The 21,066-nt window shown below is 43.4% G+C and carries 16 protein-coding genes and 1 pseudogene; 13 read left to right on the top strand and 4 right to left on the bottom strand.

Translation table 11 applies throughout. From position 1 onward, the window contains the following. Window positions 1-23: 23 nt before the first annotated feature. Together DW917_RS11375 and DW917_RS11370 are read left to right on the top strand one after the other, a co-directional pair. Window positions 24-788 (top strand): DUF4974 domain-containing protein, encoded by a 765-nt coding sequence (locus DW917_RS11375; protein WP_118118820.1) that lies wholly within the window; start codon window positions 24-26, stop codon window positions 786-788. A 1-nt stretch (window position 789) separates the two neighbouring features. Next, window positions 790-1,299, top strand: a complete 510-nt coding sequence (locus DW917_RS11370) for a carboxypeptidase-like regulatory domain-containing protein (protein ID WP_118118818.1) — start codon at window positions 790-792, stop codon at window positions 1,297-1,299. Between the two features lie 117 nt (window positions 1,300-1,416). Here DW917_RS11370 and DW917_RS17765 read toward each other — a convergent pair. Beyond that, a pseudogene (locus DW917_RS17765) lies at window positions 1,417-1,602 on the bottom strand (hypothetical protein); the annotation flags it as partial. Window positions 1,603-1,668: 66 nt separating this feature from the next. Further along, window positions 1,669-2,295 (bottom strand): Type 1 glutamine amidotransferase-like domain-containing protein, encoded by a 627-nt coding sequence (locus DW917_RS11360; protein WP_117678566.1) that lies wholly within the window; start codon window positions 2,293-2,295, stop codon window positions 1,669-1,671. A 292-nt stretch (window positions 2,296-2,587) separates the two neighbouring features. On the opposite strand from DW917_RS11360, the gene DW917_RS11355 reads away from it, so the two are divergent. Both DW917_RS11355 and DW917_RS11350 read left to right on the top strand, forming a co-directional pair. Next, window positions 2,588-2,833, top strand: a complete 246-nt coding sequence (locus DW917_RS11355) for a hypothetical protein (RefSeq protein ID WP_117678565.1) — start codon at window positions 2,588-2,590, stop codon at window positions 2,831-2,833. A gap of 404 nt (window positions 2,834-3,237) precedes the next feature. Then, window positions 3,238-4,245 (top strand): alpha/beta hydrolase, encoded by a 1,008-nt coding sequence (locus tag DW917_RS11350; protein ID WP_118118816.1) that lies wholly within the window; start codon window positions 3,238-3,240, stop codon window positions 4,243-4,245. Between the two features lies 1 nt (window position 4,246). Here DW917_RS11350 and DW917_RS11345 read toward each other — a convergent pair whose 3' ends face one another. Then, window positions 4,247-5,527 (bottom strand): NAD(P)/FAD-dependent oxidoreductase, encoded by a 1,281-nt coding sequence (locus DW917_RS11345; RefSeq protein ID WP_118118814.1) that lies wholly within the window; start codon window positions 5,525-5,527, stop codon window positions 4,247-4,249. A 134-nt stretch (window positions 5,528-5,661) separates the two neighbouring features. Here DW917_RS11345 and DW917_RS11340 point away from each other — a divergent pair, with 134 nt between their 5' ends. Continuing rightward, entirely contained in the window at window positions 5,662-6,060 is a 399-nt protein-coding gene (locus tag DW917_RS11340; protein WP_022110708.1) for an FKBP-type peptidyl-prolyl cis-trans isomerase, read from the top strand. Window positions 6,061-6,192: 132 nt separating this feature from the next. Here DW917_RS11340 and mscL read toward each other — a convergent pair whose 3' ends face one another. Continuing rightward, window positions 6,193-6,624: a large-conductance mechanosensitive channel protein MscL gene (gene mscL / locus DW917_RS11335; protein ID WP_118118812.1), complete on the bottom strand. Its 432-nt coding sequence runs from the start codon at window positions 6,622-6,624 to the stop codon at window positions 6,193-6,195. 427 nt (window positions 6,625-7,051) lie between these two features. On the opposite strand from mscL, the gene gap reads away from it, so the two are divergent. The 8 genes from gap to DW917_RS11295 all read left to right on the top strand — a co-directional run bounded on the left by gap (window position 7,052) and on the right by DW917_RS11295 (window position 20,865). Further along, window positions 7,052-8,080, top strand: a complete 1,029-nt coding sequence (gene gap / locus DW917_RS11330) for a type I glyceraldehyde-3-phosphate dehydrogenase (RefSeq protein ID WP_022110706.1) — start codon at window positions 7,052-7,054, stop codon at window positions 8,078-8,080. A gap of 209 nt (window positions 8,081-8,289) precedes the next feature. Then, on the top strand, window positions 8,290-9,252 hold the full coding sequence (gene miaA, locus DW917_RS11325; RefSeq protein ID WP_233524716.1) for a tRNA (adenosine(37)-N6)-dimethylallyltransferase MiaA: 963 nt from the start codon (window positions 8,290-8,292) through the stop codon (window positions 9,250-9,252). A gap of 105 nt (window positions 9,253-9,357) precedes the next feature. Then, window positions 9,358-10,290, top strand: a complete 933-nt coding sequence (locus tag DW917_RS11320; protein WP_118118807.1) for a diacylglycerol kinase family protein — start codon at window positions 9,358-9,360, stop codon at window positions 10,288-10,290. A 298-nt stretch (window positions 10,291-10,588) separates the two neighbouring features. Continuing rightward, a complete protein-coding gene (locus DW917_RS11315; protein WP_118118805.1) occupies window positions 10,589-12,532 on the top strand; it encodes a glycogen debranching enzyme N-terminal domain-containing protein in 1,944 nt (647 codons plus the stop codon). A gap of 16 nt (window positions 12,533-12,548) precedes the next feature. Continuing rightward, a complete protein-coding gene (locus DW917_RS11310; protein ID WP_118118803.1) occupies window positions 12,549-13,817 on the top strand; it encodes a glycosyltransferase family 4 protein in 1,269 nt (422 codons plus the stop codon). 88 nt (window positions 13,818-13,905) lie between these two features. Further along, window positions 13,906-15,324, top strand: coding sequence for a glycoside hydrolase family 57 protein (locus DW917_RS11305; protein WP_118118801.1), 1,419 nt, complete (start codon window positions 13,906-13,908; stop codon window positions 15,322-15,324). Window positions 15,325-15,692: 368 nt separating this feature from the next. Continuing rightward, window positions 15,693-18,791, top strand: coding sequence for a TonB-dependent receptor (locus tag DW917_RS11300; protein WP_118118799.1), 3,099 nt, complete (start codon window positions 15,693-15,695; stop codon window positions 18,789-18,791). 16 nt (window positions 18,792-18,807) lie between these two features. Further along, window positions 18,808-20,865 carry a RagB/SusD family nutrient uptake outer membrane protein gene (locus tag DW917_RS11295; RefSeq protein WP_118118797.1) on the top strand — a complete coding sequence of 686 codons (2,058 nt, stop codon included), beginning with the start codon at window positions 18,808-18,810 and terminating at the stop codon, window positions 20,863-20,865. Window positions 20,866-21,066 lie beyond the last annotated feature (201 nt).

The raw sequence follows: 21,066 nt of genomic DNA, 5'->3' as shown, positions 1-21,066 counted from the left end.
TAAAATGAAGAAAGGAAAAGAAAATGAAACATGAATTATCTGACATAAATCCTCAGAAGATGGATTCTCAGAAATGGGATATGTTCCTCGATCTCCTGGAGCATCCCGAAAAGTATTCCGAAACCCAGAAGGATGAACTTCTGGGCGATGAGGAAGTGAATGAACTCTATCAGCAGTTGGTAGAGACCCGACAGTCTCTGGATTTCGCCAAGTCAAAGGAAGGGATGAAGATGCCTTCGATTGATGCAGAATGGGAGAAGCTGAAAGATGAGATGAAGCTGAAAGAAGAAAAACAGCAGAAAGAAGAGATGAGTCAGAATGCAGAAACCCAGCAAACCGCCAAGTCGTTTCCTCTCTGGAACCCGATGAGAAAGGTGGCTGCCGTTGCAGCCGTCCTTGTCGTCTCCGGCATCACCTTTGCTGCCATTCATCTGATAACCCGTTCTCATCAGCCATCAGATAACAGCAATACCGAACTCGTGTCATCCCGAAAGGATTCTATCCAGCAGGTTTCTGCTCCTCAGAAATCCAACATAGAAGAAAAGACAGATTCTGCAAGTCTTGCCCAGCTCCCATTGGTTTACGAAAACGCTGAGCTTCAGAATATCCTGACTCCTATCGCCGGGCATTTCCATCTCCAGGTAACTTATCAGAACGAGTCGGCTCGCCACATCCGTCTCTTCCTGCAACTGGAGAAGAACATGAGTCTGGATGATATCATCGAACTGATGAATCATTTCGAGAAAGTGAATATTCGTCATGAAGGTCAAACTTTAATCGTGGAATAAGATGAAAAGATTAAAATATATCATGCTGCTGGCAGGTCTGATGAGCCTTTCTCTTCAGACCATCTATGCCCAACGCCTCACCCGCAGCTTCCGCAACACTTCTATGTCAGAAGCGCTCACCATCCTTGCCAAGAGCACCAAGGATTGTCGTATCAACTTTATTTATGATGAACTGGAAGATTTCACGGTTACCACGAGTATCGTGAAGCGAACTGCTCCGGATGCCATCCGCCAGATTATGGGCTTCTATCCGATGAAGATGACGATAGATGGCGAAAACATCTTTGTGGAGTGTACGCAGAAAACTCCCACCAAGATGATAGGCCGTATCATAGACAATAAGAATCGCCCTGTAGATTTCGCCAATGTAGCCCTGCTGAATGTTCGTGATTCTTCATTGATAAATGGCGGCGTGACGAATGAGAACGGCCAGTTCGTGATCCTGCGAGGCGAGAAAGGCGATAGTAAGAGTAAGTTGCGTGGGCTATATTACGGCAAGCAATACCTTTAATACAGGTAAGATTGGTTCAATTACTCTGAAGGAGGCTACGTTGAACCTGCAGAAGGTGATTGTGAAGGCGGTTCGCCCTCGTACCAAGTTGACCCATGGTGGATTCCAGACCCAGGTTCAGGGTACATTGTTGAGCGATGTAGGTATGGTTTCCGACTTACTGGAACAGATTCCTCGTGTAAGAGTGAACGCCGATGGAGGTTGTAGCATATTCTCCCGGACATCGGAAGCCTTGTAATACACTTTTCCGCTGATAGTGAAGTAAGGCAGCGCACCGATAGCCCGGTAGCGTTGCAGAGTTTTGCTGTGCTTTCACTAACGAGTGCGATTATAACTGAATCAATATAGCAGAAATACGGTCTATTCTATTCATTTTGCATCTTTAATTTGAATATTTGAATCTTCAATAATAATAGCTTGTTTATTACTTATAGGAATAAGCTGCAACTTCTCATTATATAGTTGAACTATCTTTTCACCTTTTTTCTTGAATGGAAAATTTCCATAATGGGGAATCGTATAAAAATCGACCAAATCTAAAGAAGTACAGTCTTTCAATTCAGGAGCCTTTTCTATTGGATCAAAATTCACACTTCTCATATATTCTGCATCGGGAGAGGCTATTATTGCTCCGGCAGATTCCCCAATATACAGTTTACCCAATTTCACTTGTTTAGATATAATTTTATCAACACCTTTTCTTTTTAACTCTTGCAAAAGGAAAAATGTATTTCCACCTGTTATGTAGATATAATCGCATTTATGTAATATAGAAGATATTTCCTCTTTGGACAGTTGGGTAATCTCGACTTCTTCAACAATCATTCCTGCTTCTTCTAAAGCCTTTTTCCCCTTTTTTACATAGAATCGTATTGGTTCTGTAAGGCTTGCAGTTGGTATAAAAGCTATAATTTTCCCTTGCAAATCTTCTTTGGCACAATCGACAAATAGATTAGCAACATCAGCAAATGATGAGCATAAAAATAATCTTTTCATATTTTATAATATTAAGTTGAATACTTTTTGATACAAAGATAGCGTCTTCTATGACAGCTCTATGTCAGTAAGTCTAAATATTGAAGAGTTTTTTCTTCGAAAGTACTTATTTTTTATAAGTAATTGAGAATGAGATAAGTTTTTATCTCATAAAAAGAAGAGGTTACGAATTAGAAATATACAGAATGTAGCATCCTGCCGTGATTTGCATAACCATTCAAAGAACTCTTTCGATTACAAAGATACGATATTTAATCGGGGATAAAGAATGTTTTAAGATTTTTTTAAGTATTTGCGTCTTTTCGATGAGCCAAGGACAGCTCATGTTTCTTTCGATGGCAACGACAATGCATCTTATAACTGCAACATCATAAGCCATAATGCCAAACTCATACATAGGGAAGATGGCAACTATTTTATGGCTACAGCCACTGTGAGCACACAGGGACAAAATACCCCAATATTGCAACAGTACATGAAAGCCGATGTCAGAATCATCGTCAGCAATAAAACGTTATGGCAACAGGTATTCGGATAAACTATATCCGAATACCTGCTGTTTGATTTTGGATGCATATTGTGTTGGTAAGCATCAGATTTTATGCAAAAGTTCTAAATTCCTTGAATTTCTCCTAGCGAGTTATGGGATATTTAGAAAAATATCGTATCTTTGTCCCCGAATTAAGGCGTTCTTTGGATATTGCAAAATACAGAAACGAGCAGAAGTCCGCTCGTTTCCATATTGTTACCTGTATAATATAGGCAAACGCCCAACTTCTTGATTTTCAATCAAAGTCCAATTTAGAGCGAGTTAGTTTTGTTAACACTATTTTTAGCAATTCGCTCTATGCTTCAATTTAATAGATTTTTTTCCTCCGTTTCTTTGCCATTTCCATCTTTTTCCTTAATTTTGCAGCGGAAACTCTATAATAGAAATATGTAATGGCAATAAGAATGAAGATGAAACAGGAAAAGATAAGAAAGATAGGCATCGCTTCGGCTTTGGGCTTGGTGGTGCTCGTGATATTGGGACTGTATGGCGCCAGCAACTATATGCTCAATTATTCGCTCAACTATCCGAAGGAGGAGAGAATGACGGCTGAGCATTGGAAGAACAGAATGAAGAACGAGTGCCCCTGGATGATTGGCTGGATGGACTCCGTGTATCAGCACCATTGCGTGAAGGATACCTTTGTCACAATGCCATCGGGCTACAAAGCCCATGCCATCTATCTCTATGCACCGAAGACTACGGAAAAAACAGCCGTGGTGGTGCATGGCTATCAGGTGCGCTCCGAGGGTATGCTGCACATCGCATATCTCTATAATCACGATATGGGGTATAATGTGCTCCTACCAGATCTGTATGGACATGGAGAGAGCGAGGGCGACCATATTCAGATGGGATGGAAGGATAGATGGGATGTGATCAGATGGTCGGAAATCGCCAATGAGATATTTAAAGTGAAGAGTGAAGAACGAAGAGTGAAGAATACCCGTCAGGTGATTCACGGTATTTCTATGGGTGCGGCAACCACGATGGCAGTATCGGGAGAGAAGACTCCCGATTACGTGAAGTGCTTTGTGGAGGATTGCGGCTATACCAGCGTGTGGGATGAGTTTTCCGCTCAGCTCAAAGACCAGTTTGGCTTGCCTTCCTTCCCGCTGATGAATACCACTTCTGCTCTTTGCCAGTATCGCTATGGCTGGTCGTTTGCCGAGGCTCAGCAGATAGAGCAGGTTCGCAAGAGCACCAAACCGATGCTCTTTATCCATGGCGATAAGGATGCCTTCGTGCCCTACGCCATGCTTCATCCGCTTTATGAGGCAAAGACGAAGGGCCGTAAAGCCATCTTCATCGCTAAAGGCTCCGTTCATGCCATGGCATATCGCGACCATCACGAGGAATACACCCGCATCGTGAAAGATTTTGTATCGAAAGAGGAATAGGCTATTCTCCGATATGTTGTCCCACCACATACCCCGTGGTCCAGGCTGCCTGCAGGTTGAAGCCGCCGGTGATGGCATCGATGTCGAGCACTTCACCGGCAAAGAAGAGGTGAGGGCACACCTTGCTCTCTAAGGTATGCAGGTCGATGTTGCTGAGGCTGATGCCGCCGCAGGTAACAAACTCCTCCTTGAAGGCTCCCTTGCCGTTTACCTGATAGAGGTCGTTGGTGAGGGTTTCTATCAGCAGGTTGCAGCCCTTCTTTCCCATTTCGCTCCATTTCTTCTCGGGTGCATATCCCATCTTCTGAATCAGGAAGAGCCAGAGGCGGGATGGCAGATTGTAGGGGCGGATGCTTGCTAATTGCTTCTGCGGGTTGGCGATGATGATGCCCTGGATGTTCTCTTCCACCAGCGAGCGGTTGCTCTCGTGTACCCAGTTTACGGAAATTCTGATCTGATAATTGTTCTCGTGCAAATGGCGTGCAGCATGAGAGGAAAGTTTCAGCACGGCAGGACCGCTCATGCCCCAATGGGTGATGAGAAGCGGACCCTCTGCCTTCAGCTTGGTGCCCGGAATGCTGGTATATACAGGCTCTACCACCGTGCCCATCAAGTTCTTGAAAGCCTTGTCGGCGATGTTGAAGGTGAAGAGCGATGGGATAGGCAGCTCTATCGCATGTCCCAGGTCTGAGAGATGCTTGAAGCTCTCCATCTTCGGATGACCGCCAGTGGTGATGGCTACCCGATGGAAGGCAATCTGCCTGATTTCGGAAACGGGATGAGAGGCAGAAGATGCTCCCGAAAGATTTCCTTTTGAAACCTTGAAATCCAGGAGCAGGCGCTCATCCTCCAGTTCCGTGATGGCGGTGAGCAGGTGGTTGCATTGTATCTTTACGCCCAGTCGCTTGGCGGTATTCACCAGACAGTCGATGATGCTGCGTGAATCCTGCGATTCCGGAAACACGCATTGGTCTTCCTGTGTAACCAGTGGCACGCCGTTTCCTTCAAACCAGTTGAAGGCATGCTGATAATCGAATCTCTTGAAAAGTCGCTTCATCAGTTTATGACCACGAGGATATGCCTGCTTCAAGTCAGAAATCTCCTCAAAGGAATTGGTAAGATTGCATCTTCCTCCTCCCGTGATTTCCACCTTGGCAAGTACCTTTGAATTCTTCTCGAATATGGTGATGTCGGCGTGAGGGAAGTTGCGCTTGGCTTCTATTGCTGTAAAGAATCCTGCGGCGCCTCCACCGATGATTGCAATATGTAGTGTTTGTGGCATATTGTATTTTTGATGATTAGGATGCAAAGTTAGCATAAAAAGAAGACATGGCAAAATAAAACCGGATTTTTTTTGTCATTCCGATTTTTCTTCGTAACTTAGCGGCGCAAATATAATATCATGTAATCTGAAATATGGCAAAAAGAGAATATGTAGAGGCCAACAAGCGTTGGCTGGAAGAAAAGGCTCAAGAGGAAGGTGTGAAAGCACTCCCTCGTGGTATATATTATAAGGTGTTGAAACAGGGAGATCCAAATGGGGCACAACCAGGCAAGCGCAGCATTGTGACTGCTCATTATACGGGTTGGACCATCAATGGCAAGAAGTTTGATTCCAGCCGTGGCGGAACTCCGTTTGCGATGCGATTGAGCGATCTGATAGATGGTTGGATTGTGGCGATGCAACAGATGCACGTAGGCGACCAGTGGGAACTTTATATTCCTGCCGAAATGGGATATGGAAAGTTCTCTCAGCCAGGAATACCAGGAGGTTCTACTCTTATCTTTGAAGTTGAGTTGTTGGGCGTGGGATAAACGCACCTGTTGAAATCCCAAGGTTCTATTCCATCTTTAAATAAAAAAGTCCCATACGATTCCAGGTACTGCCAGATGGCATTCTGCGGATCGTATGGGACTTTTTTTATTGTCACTTTTTTATTGTGGCAATTATTTCTGCTGTGATTTCAGCAAGTCGCGAATCTCCATCAGAAGTTTCTCCTCTGCACTTGGTTCTGGTGCTTTTGGTGCCTCAGGCTCCTTAGGTTCTTCCTTCTTCTTAGCTAACTTGTTGACCGCCTTGATGAGCATGAAGATACAGAAAGCCACGATGAGGAAATCGAAACAGGTCTGGAGGAAACTACCATAGTTGATGGTCGCAGTCTTGAATTCCTCACCGGCAACCTGTACGGTAGGCAAGGTCAACTTGAGGTCAGCGAAGTTGACGCCACCAATCAACCATCCTATAGGAGGCATGATGATATCATCCACAACAGAACTTACGATTTTGCCGAAAGCACCACCGATGATTACACCGACAGCCATGTCAAGCACATTGCCACGCATGGCGAATTCCTTGAATTCATTCAAAAATTTACTCATAACTTAATTCTTTTACTTTTGTTTATTTAAATGTTGATATAATTTTAGTATTTATACTTTGTCATTTCTTGCAGAATGATGATTTTTCCATTATATATAATTAAGGTGTAATGCATCATTGGGTTTGATTTCTTCATCCGATATGCATATTTCATTCTTGTGAAAGGATTGAATTTTGCAATATGGAGTTGTCAGTCTGACATGCTAACTGTTTTTTTTATAGCAAGATTAAACCTCAACTATCCTTTTTTAATTTATTTAATACTCTTTTCGTGTGCAAAGTTAGAAAAAAATTAGTAACTTTGCGCTCGGAAAAAGAAAAAAATGCTTGAAAGCTTATTTTTTTGAATGTTTCAGCACTTCAGGATTGCTTGAGAGCTTAAAAGATGGAATTATTTTAAACCATTAATTTTAAATATTAAAAAAAATGACAAAAGTTGCTATTAACGGCTTCGGCCGTATCGGTCGTCTGGCTTTCCGTCAGATGTTTGAGGCAGATGGTTATGAGGTAGTTGCAATCAATGACCTTACATCTCCAAAAATGTTGGCTCACCTTCTTAAGTATGATACAGCACAGGGTGGCTTCGCTGGTAAGTATGGCGAGGGCAAGCACACTGTAGAGGCAACAGACAACTCTATCATCGTTGATGGTAAGGAGATCACTATCTACGCTAAGCCTAACGCAGCTGAGCTTCCTTGGGGTGAGCTTGGTGTTGACGTAGTACTTGAGTGCACAGGTTTCTATACATCTAAGGAGAAGGCTTCTGCTCACCTTACAGCAGGTGCTAAGAAGGTAGTTATCTCTGCTCCAGCAGGTAACGATCTCCCTACTATCGTTTACAACACAAACCACAAGACTTTGACTCCAGCTGATACAGTTATCTCTGCAGCTTCTTGTACAACAAACTGCTTGGCTCCAATGGCTGACACTTTGAACAAGTACGCAGCTATCCAGTCAGGTATCATGTCAACAATCCACGCTTACACAGGTGACCAGATGATTCTCGACGGTCCTCAGCGTAAGGGCGACCTCCGTCGTTCTCGTGCAGGTGCTCAGAACATCGTTCCTAACTCAACAGGTGCTGCTAAGGCTATCGGTCTTGTAATCCCTGAGTTGAACGGTAAGTTGATCGGTTCTGCACAGCGTGTTCCTACTCCAACAGGTTCTACAACTATCCTCGTAGCTGTTGTTAAGGGTAAGGACGTTACAGTTGAGGGTATCAACGCTGCAATGAAGGCTGCTTCTAACGAAAGCTTCGGTTACAACGAGGATCCTATCGTTTCTTCTGATATCATCGGTATGCGTTTCGGTTCTCTCTTCGATGCTACTCAGACAATGGTTAGCAAGATCGACGACGACACATATCAGGTACAGGTAGTTTCTTGGTACGACAATGAGAACTCTTATACTTCTCAGATGGTTCGTACTATCAAGTACCTCGCTGAGTTGAAGTAATACCGCTGAAGCGATTTACGACAATATATATAGCCTGGCATTGTAAAATGCCAGGCTTTTTTTATTATTTATTTTTTTGTCTAATGGCTTGAAGTTTTATAGCATAAAGGCATACTGATTCTCCTTTTCTTGCCTTGTTTTCCCATTTTTTTTATTTCTTTGTTTGTCTGTATCGGAAAAATTTGTATCTTTGCGCCATGAAACATTCTATGATTACTATATTGGGTCCTACTGCCAGTGGAAAGACTAGTCTTGCCGCTGCACTTGCCTCGCATATCAATGGCATGGATTCTTCCATGTGGGGTGGCGATACGCATGGGGCTGAGATTATCAGTGCCGATAGTCGCCAGGTCTATCGGGGCATGGATATTGGTACGGGAAAAGATCTTGAGGATTATACGGTAGGGGGTAAACTGATTCCTTATCATCTGATAGACATCTGTGATGCCGGTACCAAGTATAATCTCTTCCAATATCAGCAGGACTTCTATGATGCCTATCAGGACATTACTCATCGTGGCGTACTTCCGATACTCTGTGGAGGTACCGGACTCTATATCGAGTCTGTCTTGAAAGGTTATCATCTTTCACCAGTTCCTCAAAATCCTGCTCTTCGTAGTTCCCTCGAAAGTAAAACGCTGGAAGAACTGACAGATATGTTGGTGCATTTGAAGGCGAAGAATGGTTCTAATATGCACAATCGCACAGATGTAGATACTGCGCAGCGCGCCATCCGTGCGATTGAGATTGAAACTTACAATCTCGAACATCCAATGCCAGAGCGGGAATTGCCTGCGGTTGATTCTTTGGTGATAGGAGTAAGTATCGACCGTGATGCCCGCCGTGATAAAATCACCCGCCGTCTGAAACAGCGTCTGGAGAATGGGATGGTAGAGGAAATCAAGGGACTCCTCGATCGTGGTATTCCTGCAGAAAACCTGTTGTATTACGGGTTGGAATACAAGTTTATCACAGAATATGTGATAGGAAAAACTTCTTATGAGGAGATGCTGAGAGGATTGGAAATCGCCATTCATCAGTTTGCCAAAAGGCAGATGACCTGGTTTCGTGGTATGGAGCGCAGGGGTTTTACCATTCATTGGATAGATGCACTTCAACCGATGGAGCAGAAGGTAGAGCAGGTTCTTGAACTGATGAAATCTAATCGGTAGCAATTTATATGATTGATCGATATTTGGATAAGTAATAGATGGATTTCTAATCGTATATACATTATTTATTAATATAGAGAATATTATTATAGGAGAATAATCGACGTGGCTGTAAATGAAAATAAATGGGGCTTGCTCTATTGTCCTCGAGGAGGATGGAGGAGCAGTGCGCGCTGGACTAAGATAGAGAAAGTTTTGCGCCAACTTCATGTGGACTATGATTTCGTGCAAAGCGAGAATCAGAAAAGTGTAGAGCGTCTGGTTAAGATGTTTATCAACAATGGCTATAAGACAATCGTTATTGTGGGTGGAGATTCTGCATTGAATGATGCAGTAAACTGTCTGATGCAGGTAGATGCTTCCGTAAGAAACCAGATTGCGCTGGGTATTATTCCTAATGGACTGATGAATGACTTTGCTCATTTCTGGGGATTTGATGATAGTGATTACGAACAGACTATCAAATGGCTCCAGCAGCATCGTGTGCGTAAGATAGATTTAGGTTGTATCCGTTATCAGAACAAGAAGGGGGAAAACTGTCACCGCTATTTTCTCAATTGCGTGAATGTCGGTCTGATAGCTGCTATCATGAACTTGCGTCGCAAGACCCATCATGTATTCGGTTCCCGCACCCTGTCGTTCCTCTTCTCATTCGTGCTGATGATTTTCCAGCGATTAGACTATAAGATGCATATCCGCATCAATTCAGATGTCATTAAGCGTAGGGTGATGACCATGTGTGTAGGAAATGCATCGGGATATGGACAGACTCCTAATGCGGTGCCTTACAATGGTCTTCTGGATGTCTCTGTTGTTCATCATCCAGGTATGACCCAGCTCTTTGAAGGTTTTTATCTTTTCGTCAAAGGTAAATTCCTCAATCATAAAAGTGTGCATCCCTATCGCACGAGAGAGGTGGTGGTAGAGGATTCTTCTCATGCGATGATTGGTGTAGATGGTCGATTGATGAAGACGCCAGTTGGGCCTTACCGCATCACGGTGGAGCAGGAAGTAATCAACTTCCTGATACCGCAGTAGTCAGATTGATCTTATTTCAAGAATAATAAGGTTTTAAGAATAATAAGGTGTATCGGAATACAAGTTCCGGTGCACCTTTTTTCGATTGTGCGATTGTTGTAAAGAGGCTACACAAAACTGTGTGTATTCATCTAAGTGACTTAAAAACGGGGAATATTTGCCCTTTAAAAGCTTATAAAACATTAAATATAGCGATTTTCTTAAATTCTTTGCCAAAAAACTTTGTCGTTTCGCTTTTTTTCCTTACCTTTGGATGCAATAAAGTCAACAAAAATATTAAAAACCTTAATATAGATCTATGAGTTATCTAAAATTCGAAAAGGCCCTGATGACCAACCTACAGGAGTCATTGCCGAAGGAGTTGCTTAGAACCAACCGCTCGGGTGCTTATTCGTGCTCTACGATTGTTGATTGTAATACTCGAAAGTATCACGGTTTGCTGGTTGTCCCTATTCCAGAACTGGATGGTGACAATCATGTATTGCTGAGTTCTCTCGATCCTACAGTCATTCAGCATGGCGCTGAATTCAATCTCGGATTGCACAAGTATCAAGGCAACAACTTTAGCCCGATGGGCCATAAATACATTCGTGAGTTTGATTGCGATAAGGTGCCAACAACGCTTTACCGTGTAGGTGGTGTCATCTTAAAGAAAGAGGTCGTTTTTCAGCATTATGAAGATCGCATCTTGATCAGATACACCATGGTGGATTGTCATTCAGCTACCACCTTGCGTTTCCGTCCATTCTTGGCTTTCAGAAGCGTGCGTCAGTTTACCCATGAGAATGGAACAGCATCCCGTGAGTATTCAGCAGTGGATAATGGTATCAAGACTTGTATGTATGCAGGTTATCCAGACCTTTATATGCAGTTCTCCAAGAAGAATGAGTTTGTTTTTTCCCCAGACTGGTATCGTGGTGTGGAGTATCCTAAGGAGCAGGAGCGTGGCTATGCTTCCAATGAGGACCTTTATGTACCTGGTTATTTTGAGATGCCAATCAAGAAAGGTGAGAGCATTGTCTTTGCTGCATCTACATCTGAAATCAAGACCGGTACATTGAAGAAACTTTTTGATAAGGAAGTGGCAGAAAGAGCCCCTCGTGACAATTTCTTCCATTGTCTTGTCAATGCTGCCCATCAGTTCCACCGTCGTGAGAAAAATGATGACCGATACATTCTGGCTGGTTATCCTTGGTTCAAGTGCCGTGCGCGAGATACATTTATCTCTTTGCCGGGTCTAACCCTCTCTATAGAGGAAAATGACTACTTTGAACTGGTGATGAAGACTGCCATGAAGGGATATCAGGAATTCATGGAAGGAAAGGATATCACGGTGAATATTACCGAATTGGAACAGCCGGATGTTCCTCTCTGGGCAATCTGGGCTCTTCAGCAGTATGCTAAGGAAACCAGCAAGGAGGAATGTCTGAAGAAATATGGTAAGTTCATCAAGAGTGTCATGCTCTTTATCGAAGGCAATCACCATCCTAACTTAGAATTGCATCCTAACGGACTCCTTTATTCTAATGGAAAGGATAAGGCCGTAACATGGATGAACTCTACTGCCAATGGAAAACCAGTAGTTCCAAGAAGTGGCTATATCGTTGAGTTTAATGCATTATGGTACAATGCATTGTGCTTCTGTGCTGCTCTCTGCGAGTTGGATGGCAAGCAAGATAGGCAGCAGCATCTTCTGGAATTGGCAGAGAAGACCAAGCAGTCTTTCCTCGATACTTTCCTCAATGAGTATGGTTATCTCTATGACTATGTAGATGGTAACATGATCGATTGGAGTGTTCGACCTAATATGATTTTCCCAGTCGCTTTCGACTATTCTCCTCTTTCTCAAGACCAGAAGAAGAAAGTGCTCGATATCTGTACACGTGAACTCCTGACCCCTAAGGGATTGCGCTCTCTTTCTCCTAAGAGTGGCGGTTATAATCCTGTCTATGTAGGTCCTCAGAGCCAGCGAGATTATGCATATCATCAAGGTACTGCATGGCCTTGGCTCGGCGGTTTCTATATGGAGGCAAGTTTGAAACTCTACAGAAGAACCCGATTGAGCTTCATCGAGCGCCAGATGGTGGGATATGAAGATGAAATGTCTTATCATTGTCTCGGTACCATCAGCGAACTCTTTGATGGTAACCCTCCATTTGCTGGACGTGGTGCCATTTCCTTTGCCATGAATGTGGCAGAGATTCTGCGTGCACTCGAATTACTCGATAAGTATCAATATTAATAAGGAGGACTGCTATATGAAAGTATTAATGTTTGGATGGGAGTATCCTCCTCATGTATTTGGTGGTTTGGCTACTGCTAACTTTGGTATTTCTCAGGGCTTGCATGCTCAGGGTGACATTGAAACCATACTCTGTCTTCCTCATCCTTTCGGTGATGAGGACCGCAGTGCTTGTAAGATTGTGGCCATGAATAGTGTGCCTATCGCCTGGCGTGATGTCAATCATGATTACGTACAGCAGCGAGTAGGCAATATTATGAATCCGGATGACTATTTCCGTTATCGCGATCATATCTATGCCGACTTCAACTATATGAATGTCAACGACCTCGGATGTATGGATTTTGCAGGTGGTTATCCATCCAATCTCCACGACGAGATCAATAACTATAGCATCATTGCCGGTGTGGTAGCTCGAAGTGAGGAATTTGATATTATCCATGCTCACGACTGGCTGACTTTCCCTGCTGGTATTCATGCCAAGAGGGTGAGTGGTAAACCATTGTGCATTCACGTGCATGCTACCGATTTCGACCGTAGTCGTGGTAAGGTAAACCCTACCGTTTATTCCATCGAGAAGGATGGTATGGACAATGCTGACTGTATCATGTGTGTATCTGAGTTGACCCGACAGACGGTCATCAATCAGTATCACCAGGATCCACGCAAGTGCTTTGCTATGCACAATGCGGTATATCCATTGAAGCAGGAGTGGCAGGATATTCCTCGTCCTGATCATAAGGGCAAGGAGAAGGTGGTTACATTCTTGGGTCGTCTCACCATGCAAAAGGGACCGGAATATTTTGTAGAGGCTGCCAATATGGTGCTTCATCGTACCCGTAATGTGCGTTTCTGCATGGCTGGTTCGGGAGATATGATGGATCAGATGATTTATCTTGCAGCTGAGCGAGGTATTGCCGATCGTTTCCACTTCCCTGGTTTCATGCGTGGCAAGCAGGTGTATGAGTGCCTGAAGGATTCCGATGTCTATGTCATGCCTTCTGTGAGTGAGCCTTTCGGTATCTCTCCTTTGGAGGCCATGCAGTGTGGCACACCTACCATCATTTCCAAGCAGAGTGGTTGCGGTGAGATTCTTACCAACTGCATCAAGGTAGATTACTGGGATATTCATGCCCTTGCAGATGCCATTTACAGTATCTGTCATAATGAGAGTCTTTTCGACTATCTTTCTGTGGAGGGCAAGAAGGAAGTTGACCAGATTACCTGGGAAAAGGTGGGTGCCCGCATCAGGGACTTATACCTTAAAACCTTAGGATGGAAGTAGGTTAAGTGAAGAGTGAAGAACGAAGAGCGAAGAACTCTTTGTCTTTGCTTGTCATAAAGTTAAACGTTCAAATATCAAGTTTCAAATTATGAAGACAATTTGTTTATATTTCGAGATACATCAGATTACCCATCTGAAACGCTACCGCTTCTTCGACATCGGTACTGATCATTATTACTATGATGATTACGAGAATGAGCGTTCTATCAGCGAGATAGCTGAGAAGTCATATATGCCAGCGCTCAATGCCCTGTTGGAGATGATCCATCAGAGTGACAAGTATTTCAAGGTAGCCTTTTCACTCTCAGGAGTCGGCATGGAACAGTTGGAAATGCATGCTCCTCAGGTATTGGAAAAATTGCAGGAACTGAACGCTACCGGTTGTGTAGAGTTCCTCGCAGAGCCATATTCTCATGGTCTTGCCTCTCTCGTCAATGAGGATAGCTTTGCCAAGGAGGTTAAGCGTCAGGCTTCCAAGATCAAGGAATATTTCGGTAAGGAACCAACTGTGCTTCGCAATTCATCACTCATTTACAGCGATGATATTGGTTTGCAGGCTTCTCAGATGGGCTTCGAAGGTATGTTGACCGAAGGTGCCAAGCATGTATTGGGCTGGAAGTCTCCACACTATGTTTATCATTGTCCGATAGCTCCAAATCTGAAGCTTTTGCTCCGTGATATCCGTTTGAGCGATGATATCTCTTTGCGTTTCAATAATAGTAGTTGGGATGGTTATCCACTTTTTGCTGATACCTATATCAATGAGATAGCAGCTTTGCCACAGGAAGAGCAGATTATCAATATCTTCATGGAACTGTCTGCACTTGGTATTGCCCAGCCATTGTCCAGCAATATCCTCGAGTTCTTCAAGGCATTGCCAGAATGTGCACGCCAGAAGGGCATCACCTTCTCTACACCTTCAGAGATTTGCAAGAAGATGAAGTCTGTAGGCGAGTTGAATGTACCTGATATATTGAGTTGGGTGGATGAGGAGCGTGATGTCAGCCCATGGCTCGGAAATCAGATGCAGCGTGAGGCTTTCAACAAACTTTATAGTGTAGCCGACCGTGTACGTATTGCTAATGATCCTCGTATCAATCAGGACTGGGATTACTTGCAGGCAAGCAATAACTTCCGTTTCATGACTACTAAGCCAAGTAATGTGGGTCTTGACCGTGGTATCTATTCAAGTCCATTTGATGCTTTCACAAATTACATGAACATTCTGGGCGACTTCCTCAACCGAGTAAACTCTCTCCATCCAGAGATGGACAATGAGCAGCTCGATAATTACATGACCAGTGTCACCAATATGGAGGAGGAGATAGAGATGAAGGATAAGGAAATCACTCGTCTCCAGGCTAAGTTGGACAAGATAGAAAAGGAAGTAGAGAAACTGCGTGAAGCACAGAAACCAGCCAAGGCTGCTACAAAGAAGGCTGCTACAAAGAAGGCACCTGCCAAGACAGCAGCAAAACCTGCTGCCAAGAAAACTACTGATAAGTAGGAATGAGATTCTTCAGGAAATCCCTGAAGAAAAAAATATAAAACAAGAGTGTATCTTCTGACTTTTTTAGAAGATACACTTTTTTTGAATATGAACGTATAAAAAGCGCTTCATCTGATGGAAGATGGGCGCTTTTTTATACACTTGTTCGTAAACGTTTACGTTATTTTGTGTATGTAATTGCATTGACCTTTTGAGAATTTTTCATATCTTTGCGGCATAACAAACCTACATAATAACTAAGGAACCGCTTCATAATAACGGAACCAAGTCATGATGAATAAGGTGAGTTTGTATGAAAACTGAATAAAAGCGAAATTAAGTTCTGCTTAAAAAATTGAAATAATAATAACCTAAAACAGAAGTTTATGTATCAACAACTGAAACGTGTCAGTATGGCACTGGCTTTAGGCTCTGTTTGTTTTGGTGCTTTTGCACAACAGAAAACAATCAAGGGTACAGTGAAGGATTCTAATGGCGAACCAATGATTGGCGTTAGTGTTGTTCCTGAAGGAATGGCAGGTTTAGGTTCTGTCACCGATTTGGATGGTAACTTTTCTATTAACGGAGTTAATCCATCTACAGTTCTCAAATTTACCTATATCGGTTACAAGGAAAAGAAGGTAAAGGTAGGTGCCCAGAATTCCGTCGATATCGTGATGGAAGAAGATAACAATTCTCTGGATGAATTGGTTGTCATCGGCTATGGCGTAGTGAAGAAACGTGATTTGACAGGTTCTGTCGCTTCCATCAAGTCTGACGATCTTAAGAATGTGGCTTCATCCAATGCGATGCAGGCGATGCAGGCTAAGATTCCTGGCATGGACTTGCAGCAGTCAAGTGGTGAGTCTGGTTCTGGCGTAAGCATCAATCTTCGTGGTGCCCGTTCTATGTTGGCTTCCAATAATCCGTTGATTCTTGTGGATGGAGTGGCTTATGGTTCTACGCTCGACCTTAATCCATCAGATATTGAGTCTATGGAGGTATTGAAGGATGCTTCTTCTACTGCTATCTATGGTACCCGTGGTGCCAATGGTGTTATCATCATTACTACTAAGCGTGGTAAGGCCGGTAAAACTTCAGTAGGATTCAATTTCTACAACTCTTTCAACAGTGCTACCAATGCAGCAAATTCTATGTACGGTGCAAAGGAAGTACAGCGCCTGATAGACAAGAGTGCTTATTCGACTTGGTATAAAGGTGCTGACAAGACTTTGGAGGCTTACAATACCGTGCTCGGCAGCATCACTCCTGAAAGTGTATTGACCAATAAACTGGATGACGGTACATCAACATTCGATATTTATAATGATGGTTCCTATACTGATTGGGGCGATTTGCTCTTGAAAAACAGTACCTCTCAGAACTATGAAGTAAATGTAGCTGGTGGTAGTGAAAAGACCAATTTCAATATTTCCTTGGGTGCTATGTACGACCGTGGTTTGATGAAGAACGATCAGATGAGCCGCTACAATGGTAAGGTGAATATCGACCATCGCATCAATAAGGTTGTGAAGGTAGGATCCAGCTTACTCTTTACTTACAAAAACTGGAATCGTCGTAATTCCGGTGTTTACAACCAGGCTTTGAAGATGACCTCCATTACTCATCCATATTTGACAGATGGAAGCATCAATGCGACTCCAAACCCTTGGTATGCAGCTCACTGTTCTCCATTGCTGGATGATGTAAAGGATGCTTATCAGAACAATACTGAGTCAACCCGTTTCTTCGGCAATGCTTATGTGGAGGTTGCCCCTATGAAGGGCCTGAACTTACGCTCTATGTTTGCTGTAGATAGAAGCGACTCACGCAATGGCTTGTATCAGGACTATCAGAGTCAGCAGAGATACCAGTCTCCTTCTACCAGCTACATCCGTCAGATCAGAAATAACTCTACTGCGATTACATGGGATAATACCATCAATTACAATACTACGATAGCAGAGAAGCATGATTTGACAGCATTGCTTGGTCATGAGTTGACCCAGACAGTGACAGAAAGTTCTACTGTGGGCGGTGATGCAGGTGCTACTCATTATTATGAGAGTGGTTACAATGATCTGTCTAAGATCCTTTCTCCTGTTACAACTTCTACCTACGTCAAGACTTCCATGTTGTCATTCTTTGGTCGTCTGAACTATTCTTATGCCAGCAAGTATCTGTTGACCGCTTCACTTCGTGCTGATGGTTCTTCTACTTTGGCAAAGGGTCACAAGTGGGGTTACTTCCCATCTGTAGCAGGTGGTTGGAGAATGATCGAGGAGAGTTGGTTGAAAGACCAGAAAGTTTTGAGTAATTTGAAACTTCGTGCTTCTTGGGGTATTTCCGGTAATGCAGCTATTGATGCTTATTCTACATTGACATCACTGAGTGCCAATACCTATTATTACTATTTAGGCAACACAGATGTATCTGGTAAGATTCCAAGTCAGTTGGGTAATCCTAACCTGACATGGGAGAAGACCTCATCATTCAACCTTGGTCTCGACTTCGGTTTCCTTGATGGCCGTATCAGCGGTAGCATTGATTACTATTGGAACCATACCTACGATTTGTTGTTCTATAAGACAGCACCTGCATCATCATTCCCTACCGTTATCGACAATATCGGTAAGACAAAGGGACAGGGTCTTGAGATCTCTTTGATGACAGATATCGTTCGTACCAAGGACTTTGACTGGACAGCCAACTGGTCTTACTCTCATTTCAAGGATGAGATTACTGAGTTGACAGGTGGTGTTGATAAGTATGTATCTGGTACCAAGGGCTTGTTCGTAGGCAATCGTGTAAACGCATTCTATGATTACAAGGTACTCGGTGAGTGGGGTATTGGTGAGTTCGACCAGTATGTAGAAGACTTTAAGGCTGCACATGAAGGCAAGAAGCCTGGTTGCACAGGTACCAAGGGCTATGGTACACCAGGTTCTCCAAAGATTTTGGATAAGGATGGTGATGGTACTATCAGTTCTGACGACCGTGTACTCTACAACCAGGATCCTAATCATGTATTCGGTATGACCAATACATTCACCTATAAGGACTTCTCACTCTCAGTACAGTTGATGGCTCGTTTGGGCGGTTATATTTCATACGCAATGAATGAGCAGTTGAACTTTGAGTCTGCCAACTGGGGTGATGCTATCGATTATTGGACACCAACCAATACCGATGCAAAATTCCCTAACCCAGGTTTGGATACCAATTCCAGCAAGATCTGGTCAACTTACAAGTCTGCGTTCACATACGAAAAGGCTGATTACTTCAAGATTAAGGATATCACCCTTTCTTATAATGTGCCAGCTAAGTGGTTGCATACTATCGGTATGAATAAGGCTCGAGTATATTGCTCAATGAAGAACTTCATGACATGGAGTAAGATTGACAACTACGACCCAGAGCGTGGTGGTAGCATCTCATTCCCTATGCAGAAGCAGGTTGTAATCGGTCTTAATGTAGAATTCTAAAAACATCGAATCAATTATGAAAACAAAGATATTATTCATGGCAGCGGCATCTTCTATGATGTTGGGACTTACCTCTTGTTCTGATTTTCTGGAGGAAGAGAATAAAGTGGGTGAAACTGCCGGTTTGGCATATAAAACTCCTGCTGGTCTGGAAGGCCTTGTAGCAAACTGCTACACCTTTGCCCGTGGCTGGTATGGTAAGGAAGCAGGTTTAGGTTTAAGTGAAATGGGTACCGACCTCTTCTATTATGGTTATGATAACAAGCAGAAGAGCCTTTGCTCCTACAATTTCAATGCAGCAGCATTGGAAAACAATGTGGCAGATAACCCTTGTCTTGATAACTATTGGGAACTTTTCTATAGTGCTACAGATGTCTGCAACAATGCCATCAAGTATGTGAATGATGCAAACTTCTTGAGTGTGGATCTGAAGAATCGTTATCTGGGTGAAGCTCTTTTCCTGAGAGCTTTCTATTATTTCCACATGGTTAACACCTGGGGAGCTATCCCATATAATTCAGAACCTGTAACAGCTCAGAATTTTAATCCTACCAGAATGCCTGAGAATGAAGTGTTCGGTAAGGTATTGGACGATTTGGATGAATCTATCGCTAAGTTCGAGGCTGCAGGTTACAAGACCAAGGCTGATGGACGTGCCAACTATTGGGCAGCTAAGGCTTTGAGATCAAGAGTATTGCTTTATGCAGCATCCTGGTTGGGTGGTCAGTTAGGTCAGACCGTCAAAGGTGGCAATTATGATGGTAAAGACAAGAATACTCTCTATACAGCTGCTCAGGCAGATGCAGAGGCTGTTATTGGTGCAAGGGATTATGCAAGTCTTGACAATAACTACAAGCATGTATGGACGATGGCTAATGAGAGCTATAATACCAATCAGGAGGCGCTCTTCGGTGTAACCTATTCTCAGGACATCAAGACCAATGCTAACTGCATTCCTTACCGTTATCGTTTGGAAGGTGGTAGCCCAATGCAGTACAATAGTTTGATTACCCGTACGGGTTATACTCGTGGTGGTAATGCCATGTTGTTGATGTTTGTTTCTATGTGGAACAATGGCGCTAACGACTTGGGTGGCAATGGTCAGAAAGACACACAGGTGTTCTGGCGTATAGCTGCTGGCAAGACAACCATCAAGAGTAAATCAACTGGTAAGAATGTAGAATGTGGCGCAGCTTATTCTCCATACGGACGTGGATTCACCCGCTACTTGCCTTCATTGCACTTGTGGAACCTGTTGGAGAAGCATAAGACTACCGATCAGCGTTCAGAAGCAACCTTGCTTGATCACTATGACATAGCTTCACCTGATTTGGCTAAGAATTCAAAGAATTATCCAGAGTTGCAGGATACCGCTATTTACTATTGTCCAATGGATGGTGATTCTCCAGAGGGACAGGCTATGCAGGCTTGGGCAAAGAACAGATACCGTATTCAGTTTATGGCAGGTGGTGACATCCCTGTTTACACATCTATGGATGAGGCTACAGCCAAGCCAACAGAAGCAGCCGTGAAAACCTCAAAGGTTTATGGTGATGATCGTTACAACCTGTATAAGATTGCTGGTTGGTGCTCATTCCCTGGCATCAAGAAGTTCTTGGATGATGTTTATGATCCAAACTACCCAACTCATGACATCTCCAGCCGTGATGCCATCGTGATGCGTATCCCAGAGATGTATCTCATCAAGGCAGAATGTCAGTTGGCTCTCGGTGATGGTGGTGCAGCCATGGCAACTATCAACCAGCTCCGTCAGGCGCGTGCTATCGAGGGTAAGGATAATACCTTGAGTGGTAATGCAACCATCGATACCATCCTTGAGGAGCGAGCAGTAGAGTTCTGCGGTGAGCAGATGCGCTGGTTTGATTTGAAGCGTACAGGTAAACTTTACGAGTACGTACAGAAGTATAATGCACAGGCTGCCGACAACCTGAAGGCTGATGTCAGCAAGCATTATCTCTATCGTCCAATCCCACAGAATGAGATTGACGCTGTTCAGAACTTCACCACAGAGGTGAACAGTACGACAGGTTTCTGGCAGAACCCAGGATACTAATAGATATTTTTGGTTAGAAACACACTTGTTTTGGGCGAGCATCATCGAGGGATGGTGCTCGCTTTCTTTATTCTTAGATTCTTTGCCATTTATCTTAGGATAGTTTGGCAAGTATCTTAGGATAGTTTGGCAAGTATCTTAGGATACTTTTTTTAGTGTTTTGTCTTTAACTGAAAGTAGTATACACCTTTCTTGTTATAC

This window comes from Prevotella sp. AM42-24, assembly GCF_003461825.1.
GTDB classification, from domain to species: domain Bacteria; phylum Bacteroidota; class Bacteroidia; order Bacteroidales; family Bacteroidaceae; genus Prevotella; species Prevotella hominis.
This window is presented reverse-complemented; position numbering and strand designations above follow the sequence as displayed.